17 protein-coding genes are annotated in these 23,095 nt (G+C 63.4%); 16 read left to right on the top strand and 1 reads right to left on the bottom strand.

Translation table 11 applies throughout. The annotated features are described in order from the left end of the window. The first annotated feature begins 4 nt into the window (after positions 1–4). The 16 genes from minE to B0D78_RS04410 all read left to right on the top strand — a co-directional run bounded on the left by minE (position 5) and on the right by B0D78_RS04410 (position 21,552). The gene (minE, locus tag B0D78_RS04485) at positions 5–310 is read left to right on the top strand and encodes a cell division topological specificity factor MinE (RefSeq protein WP_078015796.1); all 306 of its coding nucleotides are present in this window, start codon (positions 5–7) and stop codon (positions 308–310) included. Next, positions 310–1,464, top strand: a complete 1,155-nt coding sequence (rodA, locus tag B0D78_RS04480; protein ID WP_078015795.1) for a rod shape-determining protein RodA — start codon at positions 310–312, stop codon at positions 1,462–1,464. The genes minE and rodA overlap by 1 nt, the downstream gene beginning before the upstream one ends. Positions 1,465–1,551: 87 nt before the next feature. After that, positions 1,552–3,369, top strand: a complete 1,818-nt coding sequence (locus tag B0D78_RS04475) for a TIGR03960 family B12-binding radical SAM protein (RefSeq protein ID WP_078015794.1) — start codon at positions 1,552–1,554, stop codon at positions 3,367–3,369. Continuing rightward, positions 3,348–3,977 carry a TIGR03936 family radical SAM-associated protein gene (locus B0D78_RS04470; RefSeq protein WP_240496117.1) on the top strand — a complete coding sequence of 210 codons (630 nt, stop codon included), beginning with the start codon at positions 3,348–3,350 and terminating at the stop codon, positions 3,975–3,977. The genes B0D78_RS04475 and B0D78_RS04470 overlap by 22 nt, the downstream gene beginning before the upstream one ends. Before the next feature lie 105 nt (positions 3,978–4,082). Then, the gene (locus B0D78_RS04465; RefSeq protein ID WP_078015793.1) at positions 4,083–5,585 is read left to right on the top strand and encodes an Rne/Rng family ribonuclease; all 1,503 of its coding nucleotides are present in this window, start codon (positions 4,083–4,085) and stop codon (positions 5,583–5,585) included. After that, entirely contained in the window at positions 5,560–8,961 is a 3,402-nt protein-coding gene (gene smc / locus B0D78_RS04460; protein WP_168170004.1) for a chromosome segregation protein SMC, read from the top strand. The genes B0D78_RS04465 and smc overlap by 26 nt, the downstream gene beginning before the upstream one ends. After that, on the top strand, positions 8,952–9,713 hold the full coding sequence (locus tag B0D78_RS04455; RefSeq protein ID WP_078015791.1) for a tRNA1(Val) (adenine(37)-N6)-methyltransferase: 762 nt from the start codon (positions 8,952–8,954) through the stop codon (positions 9,711–9,713). Before smc ends, B0D78_RS04455 begins: the two co-directional genes overlap by 10 nt. Positions 9,714–9,813: 100 nt before the next feature. Next, complete coding sequence (gene rsmI, locus B0D78_RS04450; RefSeq protein ID WP_078015790.1) at positions 9,814–10,632, top strand: 16S rRNA (cytidine(1402)-2'-O)-methyltransferase; 819 nt, start codon at positions 9,814–9,816, stop codon at positions 10,630–10,632. A 117-nt stretch (positions 10,633–10,749) separates the two neighbouring features. Further along, positions 10,750–12,705, top strand: a complete 1,956-nt coding sequence (gene metG / locus B0D78_RS04445; RefSeq protein WP_078015789.1) for a methionine--tRNA ligase — start codon at positions 10,750–10,752, stop codon at positions 12,703–12,705. Between the two features lie 220 nt (positions 12,706–12,925). Continuing rightward, entirely contained in the window at positions 12,926–13,756 is an 831-nt protein-coding gene (locus B0D78_RS04440) for a pyridoxamine kinase (protein WP_078015788.1), read from the top strand. A gap of 453 nt (positions 13,757–14,209) precedes the next feature. Beyond that, entirely contained in the window at positions 14,210–15,121 is a 912-nt protein-coding gene (locus B0D78_RS04435; protein WP_078015787.1) for a DMT family transporter, read from the top strand. A gap of 368 nt (positions 15,122–15,489) precedes the next feature. Continuing rightward, on the top strand, positions 15,490–17,844 hold the full coding sequence (locus tag B0D78_RS04430) for a hypothetical protein (protein WP_168170003.1): 2,355 nt from the start codon (positions 15,490–15,492) through the stop codon (positions 17,842–17,844). A gap of 50 nt (positions 17,845–17,894) precedes the next feature. Beyond that, positions 17,895–19,559 carry a YadA-like family protein gene (locus B0D78_RS04425; RefSeq protein WP_143521723.1) on the top strand — a complete coding sequence of 555 codons (1,665 nt, stop codon included), beginning with the start codon at positions 17,895–17,897 and terminating at the stop codon, positions 19,557–19,559. A 125-nt stretch (positions 19,560–19,684) separates the two neighbouring features. After that, positions 19,685–20,272, top strand: coding sequence for an EamA family transporter (locus B0D78_RS04420; protein WP_078015784.1), 588 nt, complete (start codon positions 19,685–19,687; stop codon positions 20,270–20,272). After that, positions 20,272–20,568: an EamA family transporter gene (locus tag B0D78_RS04415; RefSeq protein ID WP_143521721.1), complete on the top strand. Its 297-nt coding sequence runs from the start codon at positions 20,272–20,274 to the stop codon at positions 20,566–20,568. Before B0D78_RS04420 ends, B0D78_RS04415 begins: the two co-directional genes overlap by 1 nt. Before the next feature lie 18 nt (positions 20,569–20,586). Next, a complete protein-coding gene (locus B0D78_RS04410) occupies positions 20,587–21,552 on the top strand; it encodes a hypothetical protein (RefSeq protein WP_078015782.1) in 966 nt (321 codons plus the stop codon). Between the two features lie 124 nt (positions 21,553–21,676). Here the strand turns inward: B0D78_RS04410 and B0D78_RS04405 are convergent, their stop codons facing one another. Continuing rightward, positions 21,677–22,549 (bottom strand): LysR family transcriptional regulator, encoded by an 873-nt coding sequence (locus tag B0D78_RS04405; protein ID WP_078015781.1) that lies wholly within the window; start codon positions 22,547–22,549, stop codon positions 21,677–21,679. Between the last annotated feature and the right edge of the window lie 546 nt (positions 22,550–23,095).

Here is a 23,095-nt window from a genome sequence, read left to right as displayed (position 1 = left end):
CGCGATGGCATCGATGACTGATTTTCTGAACCGGATCTTCAAAAGGACCAAATCCAAGGACAACGCCAAAAAGCGCCTGCAGATCGTGCTCATGCACGACCGCAAGGATATTTCTCCCGAGGTCATGGCGGCGATCCGCGAGGACATTCTCAAAGTGATCAGCAAGTACATGGACGTTGACAACACAGGCATCGACATCGACCTGAACGATGACGAGAACATGGTGGCGCTCGAAGTTTCCGTGCCGGTGAAGGGCATGAAGCGGGCCTCTTCGGCCATAGGCAGGGTGGCCGATAAAAACAACGCGTGATGAACGATCGTGGTTCCTGGCGGGATACGCTGCGTGCGCTGGATTATCCGTTGCTGATCGCCGTCTTCCTGATGTACCTGACGGGCGTAGCGACGATTTACAGCGCCGGCGGCGGCCCCGCGGGGCTGGGTCGGTTTTATGCCGGTCGTCAGCTGATCTGGGGCGTCGCGGCGCTCGTGATGCTGGCGGTCGTGCTGCGACTGGATTATGAGTTTTTCCTCGACGCGTCCTACTGGCTCTACGGCGGCTGCTGTCTGATGCTGGTGCTGCTGTTTGTGATGGGACATCGGGCCAAGGGCGCTCAGTCGTGGATCAACTTGGGATTCTTCAAGGTCCAGCCGGCGGAATTCGTCAAATTGGGATTGGCCTTTGTGATGGCGCATCATGTGACGCTTTTTCCGCCGTACAATTTGAAAAATTTCGCCGGCGCGCTGGCGCTCGGCGGCGTTTCCGCGCTGCTGGTGCTCGTGCAGCCCGATCTCGGCAGCACGCTGGTCTACGGCGTCATGATCTTCGTGGCGCTGCTGGTGGCGGGCGCTCCGAAGCGCTATCTGCTCTCGCTGATGGGCGGCGCGGCGGCGCTGCTGCCGTTGGGCTGGATGTTGCTCAGAGAGTATCAGAAAAAACGCATCCTCGTGTTCATCAATCCGGAGCTGGATCCTCTCGGCGCCGGATACAACGTGATCCAGTCGCGCATCGCCGTGGGCTCGGGGCGCTTTTTCGGCAAGGGGTTCATGCAGGGGGCTCAAAGCAAGTTGCGTTTTTTACCCGAACCGCACACCGATTTCATCTTCAGCGTTTTCGCCGAGGAGTTCGGGCTGGTGGGCGGGCTTTTTGTGTTGGCGCTGCTGTCGTTCATCCTCTGGCGCATGATCCGCATCGCCCTGAGGGCGCGCAGCGTGACGGTCAAGGTCCTTGTGGCGTCGCTGTCGGCGTCGTTGTGGTTTCACAGCTTTGAATCCATCGGCATGAGCATGGGGCTGCTGCCCGTGACGGGGCTGCCCCTGCCGCTGATGAGCTACGGCGGCAGTTCGCTGCTGGCGACGGTGCTGGCGATCGGCGTAACGGTGAAGCTGGGTGCTCGAAGCGAGATCAGCCGCCGTGAAAACTCGGTGCCGGATTCGCGGACGCCGTATTCGGTGCGTCGTTCCTGACGCGCTTATGAGCTTGCGATTGAGGGCGCGGCGATTTTTTTCGCCGCCGCGCCGTGAGCTTCTTTACTCGATTGAGGATGATTGATTTTGCGATTTGAAGAATTTGACGATCCGCGCTGGCCATTGATCGCCGGGGCGAAATGGCCGTCGCGGTACGCCTGCTCCGAATGGGGGCGCACGAAGCCGAAGGAAAACGCCGATTTTCGCCTGTGCTTCTGTTTCCCCGACGTGTACGAGGTGGGCATGAGCTATCTCGGATTTCAGCTGCTCTATCCCCGTACGAAAAACATGGACGGCGTCGACGCGGAACGCGCCTACTGTCCGTGGATCGACATGGAGCAGTCGCTGCGCGAAGCGCGGCTGCCTCTGGGGTCAGTGGAGTCGGGGCGGGCGCTGAAAGATTTCGACGGGCTGGGCTTTACGCTCCAGCACGAAATGAGCTTTACGAACATCCTCACCATGCTCGATCTGGGCGGCGTGCCGCTGCTGGCATCCCGCCGGGCGGACGGCGATCCGATCGTCATGGCCGGCGGACCGGCGGCGCTGGTGCCGGAGCCTTTGGCGGATTTCATCGACATTTTCTGCCTCGGCGACGGCGAAGTCGTCAATCTGCCGCTGTTCGAGCTGCTGAAAAAGACGAAAGGACGGCCGCGGATCGAGCGGTTGCGCGCCGCGGCCGAATTGGACGGCACGTATGTGCCGGCGCTGGTGTCGTGTACTTACGACGAGGCGGGGACGCACTTCGCCTCGGAGTTTCCGTTGCCGCGGAAGCGCCTGATCTGCCGCGACATGGACGCGATCGCGCCGCGGGACATGATCGTTCCCGCGTCGGGCATCATCCATGACCGCGTGGCGGTGGAACTGTTCCGCGGCTGTTCGCGCGGCTGCCGTTTTTGCCAGGCGGGCATGATCTACCGGCCCATCCGCGAGCGCAGCCCGCAGGTCGTCGACGAGTGCATCCGCGCGCTGATCCGTCAGACGGGTTGGGAAGAGTGCAGTCTGGTCTCGCTGGCCAGCTGCGATTATCCGCAGATCGGAACGCTGCTCCAGTCGCTGGCGGACCTTCACGACGATGGCATCAAGGTCAGCCTGCCGAGTTTGCGCGTCGATAATTTTTCCGTCGGCCTGGCGGCCGGGCTGGAAGCGATGAAGAAGGGAGGCCTGACGCTGGCGCCCGAAGCCGGTTCGCAGCGCATGCGCGACGTGATCAACAAGGGCGTGACCGAAGCCGATCTCGACGCGGCGCTGAACGCGGCGTTCGAGCACGGCTGGCAGAAGATCAAGCTCTACTTCATGATGGGGCTGCCGACGGAGACTGACGACGATCTGCGGGGCATCGTCGAACTGTCCGAGCGCGCCGCGTCGATCGGCCGGCGCTACAGCAAGCGTGCGGCGATCAACGTGTCCGTGGCCGGCTTCGTGCCGAAGGGACACACGCCGTTCCAGTGGGTGGCGCAGAACACGCGCGAGGAACTGGCGCGCAAGGGCGCTTTCATGAAGAAACAGATCAGGTCGCGGGCGATCAGCTTCAAATATCACGAGTCGGAACAGTCTTTCATCGAGGGCGTGCTGGCCCGCGGCGACCGCCGCGTCGGCCGCGCGATCCTCGAAGCGTGGCGGCTGGGCGAGCGCTTCGACAGCTGGAGCGAGACGTTCAGTCTCGAACGCTGGATGGAAGCGTTCGCCCGGGCCGGCGTCGATCCGGCGTGGTACGCCCAACGTACGCGCGCCGAAGACGAGGCGTTCCCGTGGGACCATATCGACACCGGCGTGTCCAAATCGTTTTTGCTGCGCGAATACCGCCGCGCGCGGGAAGCGAAGGTCACCCGCGACTGCCGGTCTTTCGGCTGCAACGCCTGCGGCTGGGAGCGGCGCGGCTGCGAGTGGAGCGCAGCGAACGCATGAGCCGCCTCCGCATGATCTTCGAGAAGCGGGACTTCGCCTGCTTCGTGCGCCACGTGGAACTGCCGCAGCTTTTCGGGCGTATCGCCCGCCGCGCCGGACTGAAAGTCGTCCTGACGCAGGGCATGTCGCCCCATCCGCACATCGTCATGGGACCGGCGCTGCCGGTGGGCGTGATTTCGCTCTGCGAAGCGGCGGAGATCTGGTTCGATGAGAACGTCCCGCCCGAGGAAGCGCTGGAAAAAATGAACGCCCAGGCGCCGACGGGGTTCCGTTTCCTCAGGGCCGCCCGCATCGCGCCCGACGCTATGTCGCTGAACAAGTGTTTTGACGCCGCTTCGTACTGGCTCTGCCCGCGCGATATGGACAAGCTGGCGGCGGTGAAGAGCGTCCTCTCGGAGGAGTTCGGTGCGGAGACGCTGCTGGCGCTGCGCGAATGCGGCGACGGTCTTGAGCTGGTCATGCACGATCCGTCGCAGACCGGTCCCGGCGCGCTCGTCAAGGCGCTGATCGCCCGCGAAGCGATCTCCGGCTGGCCGGAGGTCTGTATCGCCCGGCTCCGTCTGGGACGCTGGCGCGCCGACAAGGGCGAGATCGCGCCGCTGCTGTAGACGACGGGAAACAAGGGCTGCCGCGAAGAAACGGGAAAAATCCGACGGCGACCGTTGTCTCGAGCGATTTTTCGATAGAAATCAAATGTTTTCGGAGGCGTGGACATGAACCAGCCGGATATACTCATCCTGGCGAACACCATCGACCCGGAAGAAGCCCGCGTCGCGATCGTGGAAAACGGTCGTTTGAGCGAGCTCTTCGTCGAACGGATGTGGGAATGCCAGAAGAGCGGGGAAATATACAAAGCGCGCGTGGAAAGCGTTCTGCCCGGCATGAACGCCGCCTTCGTCGGCCTCGGCGACGGGCGGAACGGCTTCCTTTATCTGAACGACGCGCGCGGCGTGAAAGTGCAGCAAAACGGCGAAGTGCTGGTGCAGGTTGTCAAGACGGCGCGCAAGAACAAAGGGGCCCGCGTGACCGCGCGCATTTCGCTGCCCGGGCGCTATCTCGTGCTCGTGCCCGGCGGCCGCGACGTGGGCGTGTCCAAACGTATCGTCAAGGAAGAGGAGCGGGCCCGTCTCAAGGAGACGATCCGCGCCTTGGACACGGCCGGTTACGGCGTGATCCTGCGCACGGCTTCGGAAGGCGTGGACGCCGACGCTCTGGCCGACGATTTCGAGCGGCTCAAGACGCTCTGGCACGACATCGAGGACAACGCCGCCAAGCAGACGGCGCCCTGCCTGCTGTACAAGGACATGGGGCTGGTCGGGCGCGTGCTGCGTGACGAGCTGAGCTCCGAAGTGTCGCAGATCGTCGTCGACAATCAGGAGGAGTACGACCGCGTCGCCGATTACCTGCAGCGCTACAGCGCCGCGGAGAAAACGCCGGCGCTGGGCTTCCACCGCAGCAACATCCCGCTGTTCGAGTACTACGACGTCGAAAAGGAAATCGACGCGCTGCTGGACAATAAAGTCTGGCTCAAGTCCGGCGCCTATCTCGTCGTCGATCAGACGGAAGCGTTGACGGTGATCGACGTGAACACGGGCAAGTACACCGGCGGGCACAATTTGCGCGAGACGGTGCTGGCCACCAACCTCGAAGCGGCCGAAGAGATCGCCTGGCAGCTGAAGCTGCGCGCCATCGGCGGCATCGTCGTCGTCGACTTCATCGACATGGAGCCGGAAGGGGACAGAAAAGCGCTGCTGGCGAAGCTGGACGAAGTTTTCGCGGCGGATCGCTGCCGCGTGCGCGTCTACGGGATCTCGCAGCTTGGCCTGGTGGAGATGACGCGCAAGCGCGCGCGGGCCGATCTGAGATCGGTGCTGACGCGTCCCTGCCCGCTCTGCGGCTCCGGCTCGCGGGTGCTGAAGGAGGATTCGCTGGCGCTGATGCTGAAGCGCTTCATCCGCAAGGTCTTCCTTTCCGGCCGCGCCGAGGCCGTGCTCGTGGACGTCAACGAATCGGTGGCGGCTTACGCGGCGCAGGTCTATCTGAGTCTGTGGGAGGAGACGTTCGGCCGGAAAATTTTCCTGCGCGGGCGGCCGGGCATGCCGCTGGAGAAATTCCGTCTCGACCTGCAGGGCTCGCTGAGCAGCGTAGAATCGCGCGTCGAACTGATGCGCAGCAGAGGAGATACCAGCGTTGTTTATCGAACGACTGACCCTTAAAAATTTCAAGAGCTTTGGCGGCACGCACGAGCTTCCTTTCGCGCCGGGCTTCACGGCCATCGTGGGGCCGAACGGCAGCGGCAAGAGCAATATTTTGGACGGGCTGCGCTGGGTCCTCGGCGAGAGCGGCGCGGCCCGTTTGCGCATCACCCGCCAGAGCGACCTGATCTTTCAGGGATCGGCCGGCCTTTCCGAGGCGGCCGAGACCGACGTGACGCTGGATCTCAACGACGGCGGCGCCCATGGCAGCCTGCGCCGCCATCTCGACGCCTCGGGCGGCACGCTTTACGTGAACGGCGCCCGCATGCGCATCCAGGATTTGACGCAGTTCAAACAGCAGTGGCGCCTCGAGGGCGACCGTTCGGCCTTCATCGGCCAGGGCGAAGTGGGCGCGGCCGTCCTGCAGAAGCCGTTCCAGCGCCGCCTGCAGCTGGAAGAGCTTTTCGGCATCGACCTGTATCGTAAAAAGCGCGACGGCGCTCTCGACGAGCTGAAGCAGTCCGGCGACGAGCTGCTGCGTCTGCACACGCTGATGGGCGAGCTGCGGGCGCGCCGCGAAGAGATCGCGCCGGATCTCCAGAACGCGCGCAAGGCCAAAGACTATCAGGAGCGTCTCGAAGACCTGCGCCGCGTTTTGTACCATTACCGGCGCTGCAGCGAAGAAACGCGTCTTGAAACGCTCGATCGAAAGCACGAAGAGACCGGTTCGCGCCTCGAGTCGGCGGAACGCTGGGCGTCGTTGTGGAAAAACGCCCTCGAACGCCTCCGCGCGCAGGGCAGCGAGTACGCGCGGCGCCGCGGCGAGCTGAACGACGAGTTGGAAGAGCTGACGCCGCGCCTCGACGACGCGCTGCGCCGCGAGATGGCGCTGAACGCGGAAAAGAGCGAGAGCGAATTCGCCGCGCGCCGTGCCAGCGAAGAGCGCGACCGTCTTGAAGGACAGCTGAAAAAAGAAGAAACTCTGCGCAGCGAGCTGGCCGTCCAGGCTGGCCGGTTGACGCAGGAAGCATCGTCGCTCGACGTGCAGATCCACGATCTGGAAGACCGACTCTCTTCCCGCGACGCCGCGCTGGAAGAGACGCGCCGCAAACGGCAGGAGCTTTTGGAACGCGAAGCCGGTCTGCTGGAAGAAGCGCGGCAGATGGACGCCCGCGCCGAAACGCTCGGCCTGCAAAGCCGCGAGCGCTCCGCCGTGCTCGACGACCTGCGCGCCAAACGCGACGGAATGGTCTCGAAGATGACCGAGTCCGACGAAGCGCTGGAAGCGCTCGAAGACGCGCTCGAACAGCTGGAGAAAAAACGCGGCGAAGCGGCGGCTCGGAGCCAGGAGATGGCGATCCGCGCCCAAAGCGTGCGCCGCTCCATCGCCAAGGGCGAGGCCGAACTCGACAGTCTGCTGCAGCGCGCCGAGGCGGGGCTTTATCCGCGCCCCGTGCAGATGGTGCTCTCGGCCGTCAAGCTCGGGCGCCTGAAGATCGAGACGATCCCCGCCGTCGAAGGTTTTTCCTGCGACGGCTCGCTGGCCCCCTGCCTCGAAGCCTATCTGGGCGGCCGCCAGTACTGGCTGCTCGTCGACACGATGGCGCAGGCCCGCGTCGGCATCGACCTGCTGAAAGAGCGCAGCGGCGGGCGCGCCACGTTTTTGCCGCTGGAGCGCTGCCGCAGCCCCCGCCCCGGCAAAGCCCCCGCGGGAAGCGGCGTGCTGGGCTGGGCTATCGATCTGGTCGCGCCCGATCCGCGCTGGCTGCCCGCCATGGAGCATCTGCTCGGCGACCTGCTGGTCGTCAAGGATTACGACACCGGCGCGCGCCTGGCGGCGACGGCCCGTTATCCGATCGTCACGGTCGATGGCGAAGTCTTTTCGCCCTCCGGCACCGTCAGCGGCGGCAAGAACGCCCGTTCCGCGGGCGCGATCACGCTGCGCAACATGATCGACGAGACAGAAAAACGGATCGCCGCCGACAAGAAAGCGCAGGCGGAGATCGCCAAAGCCCTCGAAGCGGCCGAGCGCGCCGAGGCGAAAGCCGGCGAAGCGCTGGAAAAACAGCGCGCCGCCGCTTCCGAACAGAAATCGCAGACCGAAGCGCTGCGCCGCGCCCTGCGCGAGCAGACCGAAGAGCTGAACGCCCTGCTTCAGGAAGACAGCAATTCGGCGCAGCGCATCGACCACTGCCGCGCCGAGGCGAAGAAAATGCGCGAGAGCGCCTCCCAGGCCCGCGCCGAGATCGACGCCCTGCCGCTGTCCGCCGGCGACGACGCCGAAAGCGCCCGCCTCGCCGAGCTGCGCACCCAAAGCCTGCTGGTCGGCGAACGCCTGACGGCCAAAAAGGGCGAGCTCGAAAAGAGCGTACGCGCCGTGAGCGACCTGCGCCGCGCGCTCAGCGCCAATACCGAGGAGTCCCGCCGCATCGTGCAGAAGCTGGCCGAGCTGGCCGGACGGCAGGAAGCGGTCCTGAAAGAAAAAGGCGAGCGCGAGGCCGAAAAACGAGCCGTGCAGGACCAGATCTCCGAGCTGGACAAGCACAACGCCGACGCGGCGCGGCGCATGGAGCGCCAGCTGCTGCGCAGCCAGCGCGCCCAGACCACGTTCGACTCACTGACCCGCGACGAGCTGATGGCCCGCAACGAGATCGAAAAGGTTCGCGAGCGCCTCGGCAGCCTGATCGCCGACAACGAGGAGAAATATCCCTATCCGGCGGATTTCGTCCCCGGCGACGAGAGCGCCGACAAGCTCGAAAACAGTTGCCGCTACGTGGAGCGCTCGCTCAAGGATCTCGGCGACGTGAACATGGGCGCGCTGTCGGAAGATCAGTCGCTGTCCGAGCGTCTCGAATTCCTCGACGGCCAGCTCAAAGACGTGCAGCACGGCATGGACGAACTGCGCGCCCTGATCGCCAATACCGACAAACAGGCGGGGACGATGTTCAACGGCGCGCTCGTGAAGATCGACCGCCGCTTCGACGAACTGTTCCAGCGCCTTTTCGGCGGCGGCGAAGCCCATCTGAAAGCGCAGGAGGACATGGATCTCTGGGAAGCCGGCGTGGAGATCGTCGCCCGCCCTCCCGGAAAGAAGCCGCTGTTCCTCGCTCAGCTTTCCGGCGGCGAACAGTCGCTGACGGCGCTGTCGCTGCTGTTCGCCTCCATGGAAGTGGCCAAGGTGCCGCTGGCCGTGCTCGACGAAGTGGACGCGGCGCTCGACGAGGCCAATCTGACGCGCTTCGCGCAGATGGTGGCCGATTACTCGAAGAACCTGCAGGTCATCGCCATGACCCACCGCCGCCAGACCATGGAACACGCCGAAGTGATGTACGGCGTCACCATGTCCGAACCCGGGCTGTCGCAGATCGTTTCCGTCAAGGTCGACCAATGGAACTAGAGCGCGGAAAAGATATCCCGCCGGTGGACGGCGAGGCGATCCTCTACGGATTTCTGCGCCTGCGCCAGCCCGACGTAGGGCCGCGCGTCAACATGGACACGGTGCTGCTGGCCGGCTTCGCCCGGCCGCGCGCCGGAGAGCGCGTGCTCGAACTGGGCTGCGCCCACGGCGGCGTTTCGCTGATCCTGGCCAAACGCTTCCCGCAAAGCCGTTTCGAGGGGCTCGACGTTCAGCCGCAGCTGATCGAACTGGCGCGGGAAAACGCCGCGCGCAACGGCCTGACGGCCAACGCGCTCTTTCAGACGGGCGACCTGCGCGAGCACCGACGCCTCTACGGACACCAGAGCTTCGACGCGGTCGTCGTCAATCCGCCCTACGAAGATTCCGGCTTCGGCCGCCGCGCCGAGGCGGCGACGAACCGGCTGGCCCGCCAAGGCGAGATGTGCTCGCTCGCCGACGTGTGCGACGCGGCGCGCTTCCTGCTGAAAAACGGCGGCCGCCTGTACATGGTCATGCGCGCGCTGCGCCTGGCCGAGACGCTGGCGCTGCTGCGGGCGCGCAGCCTCGAACCGCGCGAACTGCTGATGGTCCACCCCGCGCCGGGCAAAAACGCCTCCGTGTTCCTCGTCGAAGCGCGGCGCAGCGGCGGGGCGGCCGTGACCGTGCCGCCGCCGCTGTTCATTTACGACGAAACGGGCGAGTACACGCCCGAGCTGATGCGCTTTTACGCCCCCGAACCGCCGCTGCCGTAAAACGGAACCCGCCGCGGGGAAGTACGGTCTTTTGTTTTCCCCGCTTCTCCGTGTTTCCGTGGTCGCTTTTGTCTTACGAGAAAGAAAGGACGCTGGAACGATGCCGCTGATCCTGATCCCCACGCCCATCGGCAATATGGGCGACATCACGCTGCGCGCGCTGGAAGAACTGAAATCCGCCGACCTGATCGCCTGCGAGGACACGCGCCACAGCGGCCTGCTGCTGAGCCGCTACGGCGTCAAGCGGCCGCTGCTGAGCTATCAGAAGTTCAACGAGCAGGCGCGCGTGGACGAGCTGCTGGCGCGCCTCGCCAAGGGCGAGAAAGTCGCCGTGATCAGCGACGCCGGCACGCCCGGCATGTCCGACCCCGGCTCCGTTATTTTGAAAGCCGCCGTCGAGGCCGGACTGCCCGTCGACGTTCTGCCCGGCGCCACGGCGTTCGTGCCCGCCGTGCTGCTGTCGGGGCTGACGCCGCAGCCGTTCTCGTTCGTCGGTTTCCTTTCCGATCAAAAGGGCGAGCGCGTCGCCGCGCTGCAAAAACTGCAAGCCCATCCCTACACGATGGTCTTTTACCTTTCGCCGCACAAGGCCGCGAAACAGCTCGAAGACTTCCTCGCCGTGCTCGGCGATCGCCGCGCCGCGCTGGTGCGTGAAATCAGCAAAGTCTATCAGGAAGCGCGCCGCGGCTCGCTGTCCGAGATCCTCGCTTCGGTGGCCGAGGGCGTGAAGGGCGAGCTGGTCCTCGTCGTCGAAGGGCGCGCCGCGGAAGAAGCGCCGTCCGACGGCGACTGGCAGCCGGAGGCGCTGCGGTTGCGCGCCGAAGGGCTTCCCGTGAAGCGGATCGCCGCAGAGCTTGCGGAGCGTTTCGGCGCGCCGAAGAACAAAATCAAATCGTGGTTGCTCGAGCAGAAGAGCTGAAAATCTGTTACAATAACAAAATATTCCGCCGCGTACGGAATCGCGGCGGGATTTTTTTATCGCGGGACGAAGCGGCCCCGGCGGCCGCATTTTTTAAAGGCACTGGAGGCATTACGAATGACTGAGAAAAATTTCTACATCACCACGCCGATCTACTACGTCAACGACGTGCCCCACATCGGGCACGCCTACACGACCATCGCCGCCGACGTCATGGCGCGCTACAAGCGCATGGACGGCTGCGACGTGTTCTTTCTGACCGGCACCGACGAGCACGGCCAGAAAGTCAGCGAGAGCGCCGCCAAGAAGGGCATGACGCCGCAGCAGCTCACCGACGAGCTGGCGCAGAACTTCCGCGACCTGCTGCCGCTCATCGACGCCAGCAACGACGACTTCATCCGCACCACCGAAGCGCGCCACGTCAAAGTCGTGCAGCAGATCTTCAAAAAACTGCTCGACCAGGGCGACATCTACAAGGGAACGTACAAAGGCTGGTACTGCGTGCCCTGCGAGACCTACGTGCCCGAAGCCAGCCAGGGCGAGAACCACACCTGCCCCGACTGCCACCGCCCGCTCAAGGAGATGGAGGAGGAGAGCTACTTCCTGCGCACCTCGGCCTACGCCGACCAGCTGCTCAAGTTCTACGAGGAGCATCCCGACGCCATCAAGCCGAAAGTCCGCTACAACGAAGTGGTCAGCTTCCTGCGCATGGGCATGAAAGACCAGTCCATCTCGCGCACCAGCGTGCCGTGGGGCATCCCCGTGCCCGGCGACGAGAAGCACACTATTTACGTCTGGTTCGACGCCCTCGTCAACTATCTGACCGCCTGCGGCTACGGCAGCGACGAGGCGAAGATGAAAAAGTTCTGGCCCGTCGTCAACCACCTCGTCGGCAAGGACATCATCCGTTTCCACTGCATCGTCTGGCCCATCATGCTGCTCGCCCTCGGCCTGACGCCGCCCGCCTGCGTGTACTCGCACGGCTGGTGGACCCGCGACGGCGAGAAGATGTCCAAGTCCAAGGGCAACGTCGTCGATCCGCACGAGATGGTCGCCCTCTACGGTTCCGACGTGTTCCGCTACTTCCTGCTGCGCCAGGTCACCTTCGGCCTCGACGGCGACTTCTCCGAACTCGCCCTCGTGCAGCGCGTCAATTCCGACCTGGCCAACGACCTCGGCAATCTGCTCAGCCGCACCGTCACCATGATCGAAAAGTACCGCGGCGGCACAGTGCCCGCGCCCGCGGCGCTCGAACCGCTCGACGCGGAAGTGCGCGATCAGGCTTTGAACGCTTTCGCCGAGTACCGCGCCTTCATGGACAACTATCAGTTCGACGACGCTCTCAAGGCCCTGTGGAGCATGATCGGCCGCGCCAACAAATACATCGACGAAACCATGCCGTGGAAGCTCGGCAAGGACGAGTCGCTGGCCGCCCGCCTCGACACCGTGCTGGCCACGCTGGCCGAAGAGCTCAAGCTGGCCGCGCTGATGCTGGCCCCCGTGATGCCCAAGACCGCCGTCAAGATCTGGGCGCAGCTCGGCCTGAACGGCGACGTGAAAGACCAGCGCTTCGGCGACTACCGCTGGGGCGGCATGGGCGAAGAACGCCCGACCGTCCGCCGCGGCGAAGGCGTGCTCTATCCCCGCATCGACCTCGACGAGTGGAAGAAACAGGCCGAAGCGCGCGCCAACGCCAAAAAAGGCCTTGCCGCCGACCCCGGCGAGCACGAGCCGGAGATCTCCATCGACGACTTCGCCAAGATCGAGCTGCGCGTCGCGCAGATCGTCCGCGCCGAGCCCGTCCCCAAGTCGCGCTCGCTCTACAAGCTCGATCTCGACCTCGGCTACGAGAAGCGCGTGATCGTATCCAGCATCAAGGATTTCTACACGCCCGAGGAGCTGGAAGGCCGCCGCATCGTCGTCGTCGCCAACCTCAAGCCCGCCAAGATGTGCGGCGTCATGAGCAACGGCATGCTGCTCGCCGCCGGTTCCGGCGCGCCCCACACGCCCGAGGAAAAACTCTCGCTGCTCGCCCCCGTGGAGGACATCCCGCTGGGCAGCCGCGTGCACTGAATCTGATCGATCTCAATGAAAAAGAGCGTCCCGAAAATCCTGCGCAGGATTTTCGGGACGCTCTTTTTCATTGACGCCGCGCGGCGAAAACAAAAGCGATCGACATACAATTTTGTTATTGCATGGCGATTTTGCATGTTCTATAATGTGATTCACGTAAGCAGATCGTTTTTGCGCTTCCCCGGCGGAAAAACAAAAAAACGGAGAAGGAGAGCGGAACATGTCGTACAAAAGGATTCTGACGGTGCAGGACATTTCCTGCGTCGGGCAGTGCTCGCTGACGGTGGCTCTGCCCATTTTGTCCGCCTGCGGGCTGGAGACGGCGATCCTGCCGTCGGCCGTGCTTTCCACGCACACGGGCGGTTTTACGGGGTACACGTTCCACGACCTGACGGCGGAGATGCCGCGCATCGTCGAGCACTGGAAACGCGAACAGATCCGTTTCGACGCGGTGTACAGCGGCTATCTGGGCAACGCCTCGCAGACCGAATACCTCAAGGAAATTTACGGCGCGCTGCTTCAGCCCGGCGGACTGCGCATCGCCGATCCGGCCATGGCCGACAACGGACGGCTCTATCCCGGCTTCGACGCGGCCTACGTGGAAGCGATGCGCCGCTTCGTTTTCGCCGCCGATCTGATCCTGCCCAACGTCACCGAGGCGGCGCTGCTCACCGGCAGGGAATACCGCGAGCGGTACGACGAAAGCTACGTCGACGCTCTGCTCGCCGCGCTGCGCGAAGCCGGCGCCAAAACCGTGGTGCTGACGGGCGTCAGTTACGACGACGCGACGACGGGCGTCGTGGTGGCTGACGGCACGGAAAAACGCTATTACCGTCACGAAAAAATGCCGAAAGGCTGCCACGGTACGGGCGACGTCTTCGCGTCCGTGTTCGCCGGCATGCTGACGGGCGGAAAATCCGCCTACGACGCGGCGGTCGCCGCCGCCGACTTCACGCTGCACTGCATTCGCTTCACCTCGCAGGACCCCTCGCACTGGTACGGCGTCAAGTTCGAGCCGCTCCTGCACGAGCTGACCGAACGGTGCAAGTAGCGCCGGAACGCCCCGGCGAAGTTTTATGGGCCGCGCGGCAAAAACGCCGTCCGCTTCGAAGCGGGCGGCGTTTTTGCCGCGCGTTTTCTGCAGAACCTTTTTCCGAAGCGATGCCCTTGTTTTTCATAGAAATACTAATCCTTGATAGAAAACATTAACGCGGTTTTCTGGGCGCTGCGGGGGAGTCCAGTCGCTCAGAAGGGGCTCGACCGTTGCGCGGTCTGCGCAGCTCGCTTTGTGAATCTCCCCCGCAGCGCCTCTGTATTCGGCATTCTCATTGAGAAACAGTATAAGCGCGGAACGTCGCCGTGCCGGAAAACGGCGAGGGCCCGCCGCGCGCAAACTTGAAAAAGGTTGATTTTGTCCCTGCCCTGCGCTACAGTAGGCGAATCGCGGGCGGGAACGCCGCGCCGGCAGAGATCTGCCGAAAAGATACGGGGAAGTGACATTCCAGTGAAAGAAAACAGCGAACGCGCCGGAGCGCTGTGCGTGATCGCCTCGGCCGTGCTCTTCGGCCTGATGCCGCTGCTTGCCAAGATCGCCTACGCGGACGGCGCCAACGCTTCTACGGCGGCGTTCGGCCGATTCCTCACGGGCAGCGCCATGGCTTTCGCGTACCTCAAATACAAAGGCGTGCCGCTGCGCCTCGGCCGCCGCCGGATGGGCGAGATCGTCTTTCTGTCCGTCTTTTACGCCCTCACGCCGGTGCTGCTTTACCTGTCTTACGGCTTTATCGGCTCCGGCCTGGCGACGACGCTGCACTTCACCTATCCCGTCGCGGTGATGTGCCTGATGGGCCTGTTCTTCCGCGCCCGTTTCACGCTCCGCCAGATGATCTGCGCGGCGCTGTGCGCGGCGGGGATCTTTCTGCTCTATCGCCCCGGGCGGAACGCCGACGGCTTCGGCATGGCGCTCGCCGCCGCGTCCGGCCTGCTCTACGCGGGCTACATCATCGCGCTGGGACGCAGCCATCTGCGCGACGCCGACATATTCACGATCACCTTCTGGATCTCCCTGTTCTCGGCGCTCATGATCGGCGCGTTCGCGGCCCTGGCGGGCAGCCTGGCCTGGAATCAGGGCGCGGCCGCTTGGGCGGCCGAAGCCGGGCTGGGGCTGCTGGCGACCGTGCTGGCGCTGGCCTTTTTCCAGAAAGGGCTGTTCCTCTGCGGCGAGGTGAAAGCGTCGCTGCTGAGCACCTTTGAGCCGCTGACCAGCATCGCCGTCGGCCTGGCCGTTTACGGCGAGCCGATGACGCCGCGCCTCGCCGCCGGCATGGCGCTGATCCTGCTGTCGTCCGTGCTCCTCGTGCTGGGCAGGAGCCGGCCGCGGAGCGCCGGAGACGGAGTGAAAAAGAATTTGTCCTGAAAGATCTTCCGCGCCGCCTTTGGCGCGGAAACGAAAAGAGTCTGTCCTGCCACGGGACAGATTCTTTTTTACGCCGGGCTTTTGCCGCCGGCCGGGCCGGGGCGAGCGAGCGGAACAGGGCGAGCTGTTCTTCGCAGCGGTTGTGCGGAAAGCCGGCAAAATCGGCGGCGGCAGGCGTCGGCCGCGCAACGGGAAGTGAACGCAAAAAAACGGCGGCGACCGTTAAGAAACCCCTTGATCCGTGGAAAATCTGTGATAGAATCAGCCATACTCGTCTGAAGATTCTTTAGGATAAAAATTTTCCGGCGGATGCTGAAGCCCGCTGGTCGATGTTTTCGAAACGAAGCTCTCAAAGGGGGATGTTGTTGATGAAAGAATGTACCAAGGTCTACGATTCCGCTCTGGTGTCGGGCGCCTGCGGGGGAAGGAGACGCTCCGGCGCCGAAAAACGCCCGTCGTCCGTCCTGAAAGGCGCCGCGCTGGCCGCCGTGGCGCTGGGACTGATGCTGATGAAGGCCGCACCGTCGAAAGCGGAGGACGCGGACGACATCGTTTCTAACGGTGCCCAACCGATTGCTTACGACATCAGCCCCGCCAACGACGGGACGAATATCGCCGTAGGCAAAAACGCCAAAGTCTTCATCGGCGGCGGCACGCAGGAGTCCATGCTTTCGTTTGGAGAGACCGTTGAGTATACAAATTTTGGCCTCTCTATGAATATTCATGGCAATACTGCTGCCAAACAGAATCTCCCTGCGGGTATTGCTGTAGGAACAAACACATATGCCCGTACCGGTTCCATTCAGATAGGGGATCATACGCTGGAAAAGAATAAGATTGCCATCGGCGACACGACGGCGGATAAGCTGCGCCAGTTCGGCGTGGCCTCTACCACGTTGGGCACGAATTCCTATACCGGCGGCGGTTTCGCCACGACCCTTGGCAGTTACAATGTCCAAAGCAGTCAATATGAAGCAGGTGGCCTATTTGATTACAGCAATACAGCTAAAAATGCCTTTGCCACAGTTGTCGGCACGCTGAATTCGAATGAATCGATGAGCGGTTCCTCCAGCAGCGGCGTGGCCAACGTGATCAACGGCGCTGCCAATAAGGTGACCAACAGCAATGGGGCCATTGTGATCGGCGCGGGGAACAGCGTGAAAGAATCTAGTGCGAGCTTCGACGCATCTGCTTACAGTAAGCATTTTGATTCGGTCACCGCCATGCAAAAGGCATTGATGGATGGTGTGGCAAAAAGTGCCGGCGGCGCTGTCTTGGCTATCGGCGGTGCCAATGCCGCGGAGTATGCCCAGTCGTCCCAGATGATGGGCGTCGGCAACAAACTGACCGGAACAAGCGGCGCGGTCAGCAAGTACAACCTGATCGACGGCTACAAAAATACCGCCAGAAACGTAAATCACGTCAGCGTCATCGGCTCCGAGAACACGGTGGAAAACACGGACACGGCGCTTCTCTTGGGCGACAAGCGCAAGCTGACCGGCGCGAACTACAGCGTTGTCCTCGGCTCGACCGACGCCGAGAAAGAATTGAAAGTTGCCGACGCGGTGCTGATCGGCCATAACGCCGACGTGCAAAAAGAAGGCGGCGTGGCGCTGGGCTCGGGCAGCACGGCTGACCGCGGGGCCTTCACGACCGAAACGGAGGCGCCGTTCAGCAAGGTCAAGCTGAACGACACAAATACCCTCGGCGCCGTCTCCGTGGGCGGCAACGGCAAACTGCGCCAGATCGTCAACGTCGGCGACGGCACGGAAGACACCGATGCGGTGAACGTGAGGCAGCTTCAGGCGGTCGCCGACGCGGCCGCCAACGCGGCTGGCGCAGCCAACGCTGACATGTACTTCCACGTCAACCCCGGCGCGGGAGTCGCTCCCGTCGGCACCAACAAGGGGCCCATGACGGCCACGGCGGGAGCCGGAGGCGCCAATTCCTTAGCGGCGGGAATCAACGCCAAGACGGGCAAAGATGCCGAAAAATCCGTGGCGATCGGCTATGGTTCCTATGCGAAGGAACCCGGCGCCGTTTCAATCGGCAACGGCGCCGGCGGCGAATACGGAGCCGGCATTTCCATCGGCGACGGAAGCGTTTCCCAGCGTTCCACTTCGCTTGCCATCGGAACCGGCGCGAAAACGGGGCACGGCAACGGGCCTACCGCCGGGGGCGGCGACATCGCCGTCGGCGACCAGTCTTTCGTCGAAAATTACGTCAACCAGAGCGGAGGCATTGCGATCGGGCAGAAGAGCCACGTTGAAAATATGTACGGTTCACGGGAAAGCTCCTTTGCCTTTGGACAGACCGACTACAGCGGCGGAACGCCGGCCGATCCGTCGAAAGTCGCCACGGGCATCGCCATTGGCCAGAACTCCTTTGCCCGTACCGGCAGCCTGATGGTCGGCACCCACAATTATCGGGGGCTGATGGGCGACGTCACCGTCGACAGCGCGGATACCAAAACCTTTAATCTGGACATCAACTCCACGACCCTCGGCACGAACAGCTATAACGAGGGCGCCTTCTCCACCGTGACCGGCGCGTACTCGATCGCGTCCGGAAACTACAGCACAGGCAGGGCGAAGAATTTCGGCGCCAACATTTACGGCGCTCTGAACAGCATTGAATCGGAGACGGCCGCAGTCCTCTTTCCGGCGTCGCCAACAGCGTCGTCGGCACGGCGAACCGCACGTTCAACTCCAACGGCTCCTTGATTTTCGGCGCCGGCAACGAAATTACCAATTCTGTTGCGTCCCTCAGCGGCATGCCGACCAGCGGCGGAGATTCCGCCAAGGATCTGGCCGACAGCCTGCGCGCCGCGGTAAAATCTTCGGACGGCGGCGGCGCCACTCTCGCCATCGGCGGCGGCAACACGGCCGACTACACCCGCGCTTCGCAGCTGATAGGCGTGAACAACACTCTGAGCGGCACGGCAAACCTGCCGAGCGAATACAACCTGCTCGACGGCTACAAGAACACCGGTGAAAACGTCAGCCACACGACCGTCATCGGTTCCGAAAACACAGTAACCGATACCCAAACAGCTCTTGTATTAGGTGACAAGCGCAAGCTGAGCAGCGCGAACCGCAGCGTCGTGCTCGGCTCGGCCGACGCCGAGAAAGAATTGAAAGTCGCCGACGCGGTGCTGATCGGCCATAACGCCGACGTGCAAAAAGAAGGCGGCGTGGCCCTCGGCAGCGGCTCCGTAGCCTCTGTCGACAAAGGCGTCGTCGGCTACGATCCCACCCCTGGGGCGGACCACGCCAACGATACGACCGGCGTATGGAAATCCACCGCCGCAGCCGTTTCCGTCGGCGCGGTGACGATCACGGGAGGAACGCCGTTCACCCGCCAGATCACCGGCGTCGCCGCCGGCATCAACGACACCGACGCCGTCAACGTCGCCCAGCTCAAAGCCCTGCTCGGCGCCGGCGGCGGTTCCTGGAATCTCGATACCAAGCCCGGCACGCAGCCGGCAGCCGCCGTCAATCCCAACGACACAGTGACGTTCACCAGCGGCGACAACATCACCATCACCCGCGACGACAAAAACGTCACCGTCGCCACGAAAGCCGACGTGAACTTCAACAGCGTCACCGCGAACACCTTTACGGCCGGCGGCACCTCGATCACCGACAACGGCCTCGTCATCCACAACGGCCCCTCGGTCACCAAGGCCGGCATCGACGCCGGAAACAAAAAGATCGCCAACGTCGCCAAGGGCGAAGTCAGCCAGACCAGCGCCGACGCGGTCAACGGCTCGCAGCTCTGGGGCGTCTCGTCGAGCGTCTCCAACCACTTCGGCGGCGGCTCCTCCGTCAACAACGACGGTTCCGTCTCCGCCCCCACCTACGTCATCCGCGGCGGCACGTACCATAACGTCGGCGACGCCCTCAGCGCCGTCGACACACAGTTCAACAACATCTACAACAACTTCGGTAACGTCTACAACCAGATGGGCGAACTGAGAAGCGAAATCAAGAGCACCGGAGCGCTCGGATCTGCCCTCGCCGGGTTGAAACCGATGCAGTACGACCCCGTCGAACCCAGCCAGATCATGGCCGGCTTCGGAGCGTACAGAGGCGAGTACGCGCTGGCCCTCGGCTTTGCGCACTACGTGAAGGAAGACTTCATGGTCCACGCCGGAGTGTCCGTCACCCACCACGGCGAGTCGATGGCCAACGCCGGGCTGACGTGGAAGATCGGGCGCAAGGAAGACAAAGACCAGATCCCCGAACGCTACCGCTCCGGCCCGATCAGCAGCGTCTACGTGATGCAGAAAGAGAACGCCGAGCTGCAGGCCCAGGTGGCCTCGCAGGCGCGCGAGATTGCGGAACTGAAAGCTTCGCAGGCCCGCGAACAGGCGGAGATGAAGGAGCGCATGGAGCGTCTGGAACGCCTGCTGCGCGCTTCGGGCAAGCTCAAGTAAACGGAATCCGCCGCCGCGGCGGAGAAGAAACGGGATCGGCAACGCAGGAGGCACGGCGCTGTTCGGGGCGAGGGGCCCTGTTATAATGAACGGAAAGCGGCGGAGCGGCGGGAGGAGTGGGAAGATTGAGTTCTGCGTCACGCAGTCTGGGCGTCTTCGCCATGCTCATGGCGGGGCTGTTCTGGGGCGGCAGCGGCACGATTTCGCGCTTCGCGCCGGCGGCGGGCCTCGATCAACCGCTGGCGCTGGCGTGGACGCGGCTGTTTTTCGGCGGCGTCATGCTCTGTGCGGCGGCGTTGGCCGTTCGCCGTCGCGGCGTTTTTTCGACGGCGCGCGCGGCGTTTCTGGCCGGGATCTGTACGGCGATGAACCAAACGGGGTTTTTCATATCCATGGATGTGCTCGGCGTGGCTCTGGGCACAATGCTGGTGATCGGATCGTCGCTGGTCATGGCCGGCGTTCTCGGCTGTTTCCTCGGCGAGGCGCCGTCGCGGCTCTGGTGGTTCGCGGCACTGCTGGGCGTTGCCGGCAGCTGTCTGGCGGCTGCGCCCGGTTCGGCGGGCGCTTCTTTTCAGGCGGCGGGATTGTTGTGGGGGCTTCTCGGCGGTCTGGGTTACGCGCTGTTGGGGCTGAATTTGAAGCTGCTGGCGCGGCGCGGGCTTGGCCCGTTGGAGAGCAATGGCGCGGCCCTGCTGTGGGGGGCGCGGTGCTGATGCTGCCGCTGCTGTGGGGACGCGACATGAGCTGGCTGGCGACGGCGCGCGGTATGGCGAGCGCGCTGGCGCTGGGATTTTTCCCTACGGCGGTGCCGTATTTCTTCTTTGCGTTGGCGTTGGCCCGCATCACCGTGGGACAGTCCTACACGATCGGACTGGTGGAGCCGCTTACGGCGGGGCTGCTGGGACTGTTTTTTCTCGGCGAGACGGCAACGGCCGTGCAGGCGGCCGGCATGGCGCTGGAATTTGCCTGTATGGCGCTGACGGGCTGGGACGCTCTTCATAAAAGTTGACGAAGGGGAGAGGATGAAATGTACGAATCGCTGCTGACCCGTTTCAGCCAGGATCATCCCTGCTGGGACCGCGAGCTGCTGGAACGCGCCGGAGAAGACGCGGCGGGGCTGGACGAACTGACCGCGCAGGGGCTGCTGAAGGAGCGTGGCGGAGTCTACGCGCTGACGGGATCCGGCGCGGAATCGTTCCGCCGGGCCGCGGCAGAGATGTTTCTCGACGAGCGCCCCGGCGGCGAGCCGGAAAACGCGGGACGCTGCCTGCTGACCACGGCGCTGTGGCTGGAACTGGAGCGCGCGAACGTGCAGCGCTGGGGGCTGAAGCGCTACGTCGTCCGTCCCGATTGGCCCGTGCGGCCGGCGCTGCGGCGTGAAGAAGTATGGCGTATCGAGGGCGGAAAACTGCGCTGGCTTTATCCCGACGAACCGCGTTTCAAGGCCATGCTCGCAGCCCATCCTGCCGTGCCGCACCGCCGGCGCCGCGCGGAGATCCCCGACCCGGCCGCCTGGGCGGCGTGGCGTGAACTGCCCGGCGAACGTCTGGGGCTCGATCTGGTGCTGATCGTCAACTACGATTTCGAGAATTACCGCGACTTCAGGGGACATCCGGGCGACGAGCACCGGCTCGTCAACGCCGACCGCTTTTACTTCTCGGCCGCGGCGACGGCGGAAGAACAGCTCGACGCGCTCGGGCGCTTCCACCGCCTGCTCTGGGAGCTGAGGCGGCTGGCGATCCCCGGCTATCTCGACTGCGACGTTCACGAACAGGACAGCGTCAACTGGCTGATCTTCGTCAGCCGCACCCGCGCCGGGGCCGACGCTTCGTTGGCGCGGCTGAAAGCGCTGGGCGACGAGTTGATCCGCCCCGTCAACCCGATGGAGATCTGGACGCTCGCGCTCGAAGATCTGAAAGCTGCGCCCGACCGCTGCGAAGTGATCTGGGACGTGCTGCCCCAGGCCGGCCGCCCCGTTTGCCTGACGCTGTGATGCGGGCATTTTGCCCCTGAACGACGCAAAGCGGGCGGAAGCCGATGAAATCTGACTCATCGGCTTCCGCCCGCTTTCGTTGTTCCACGTGGAACATTGCCCGGCGGAGGCGGCGCGGCTTTTTTTAACGAGCTTTTTTCAGAAGACCGTGGAAATAGTCGACGACGAAGTCGAGGAACATTCGCGTCTGGTCGTTGAGTTTGCCGCGTTCGTCGCAGGTGATGTAGATGTTGCGGCTGCACAGCGGGTCGGAGATGTGCACCAGCCGCGCCTTGTCGGTGGCCAGATGCCCCCACGTGGCTTCCGGCCAGAACGAGATGCCCAGGCCGGCGCTGACGAGGCCGCGGATCGTGCCGGGATTGTCGCTTTCGAATCCCACGTGCGGGACGAAGCCGCACAGCGCGAAAAAGCGGTCGGCGATCTCGCGCATCGGGCTGCGCTTGCCGAGCATGATGAAGTTCTCGTTGCGCAGGTCCTTGAGCCGCACCGACTCTTTCAGCGCCAGATGGGACTGCATGGGGACGGCCAGCAGGATCTCCTCGTTCATGACCACGCGGCTGTTCTCCGGCGCCGCGTCGGGCAACGCCGTGCGCATGCAGAGGTCGCACTTGGTGGTGCGGGCGTTCTGGATGATCTGGAAGTCGATGAAGGGATGCATGGCCTTGAACTTGAGGAGGATGTCGGGCAGCAGCGACGAGCCGGCCAGCACGTTGAAGACGATGGTCGAGCGCGAATGTCCCGCTACGACCCTGAGCTCCTTGGAGAGATTGTCGAGGATGCTCATCACGGGCTCGAGCTTGCGCTTCAGCGCCAGCCCCGTGTCGTTGAGCTGCACGCGCTTGCCTTTGCGCAGGAACAGCGAGACGCCGAGCTCCTTCTCCAGCGAGAGCACGGCCTTGCTGATCGACGGCTGGGAGATGTACAGTTCCTCGGCGGCCTTCGAGAAGTTTTCGTATTTAGCGACAGTCATAAAGTACCGCAAATGAAAGAGTTCCATAGAAAGCACTCCTTTATAACTGAAATCTATAATATAATTCTACACGAAACTCCGTCAAACGGCAACGGCGCGGAAGGATGCGGGGAAAGCCGCGGCACGGCGCGAAGAAAAGCAAGAAGGCCCCGCCCACCGCGGCAGAACTCCAAGATAATACTCTTTCTCCATTAAAAGGCCGAGCACAAGGGGGTTGCGAGGGAGATTCACAAAGCGAGCTGCGCAGCAGTCGAGGTAGTTCTGAGCGACTGAACTCCCTCGCGGCGCCCAGTAAACTATGTTAATGCTTTTTATCAAGAATTAGTATGAGTATTATCTACGTCCTCATCTTCCCCTCGTGCAAGACCAACTTGAAGATGAAAAGGCTCTGCAAATTATGCAGGCCGTCTTCTCTCCATTCGTAAGGGGGGCGCGGTTCACGCCCCCCAATTTCAGTAATTCTGAAGTCGTCTCAGACCGTTTTCCCTCCGCGCAGGGACGACTTGCTTCGACATCGTATTCCTTGAATCATGGACATATTGCGGTAATACCTGTACATTTAACTGTCTTAAC

The organism is Pyramidobacter sp. C12-8 (assembly GCF_002007215.1).
Lineage (GTDB): Bacteria > Synergistota > Synergistia > Synergistales > Dethiosulfovibrionaceae > Pyramidobacter.
Note: the sequence above shows the minus strand (reverse complement) of the source record. Positions and strands in the feature narration are given on the sequence as shown.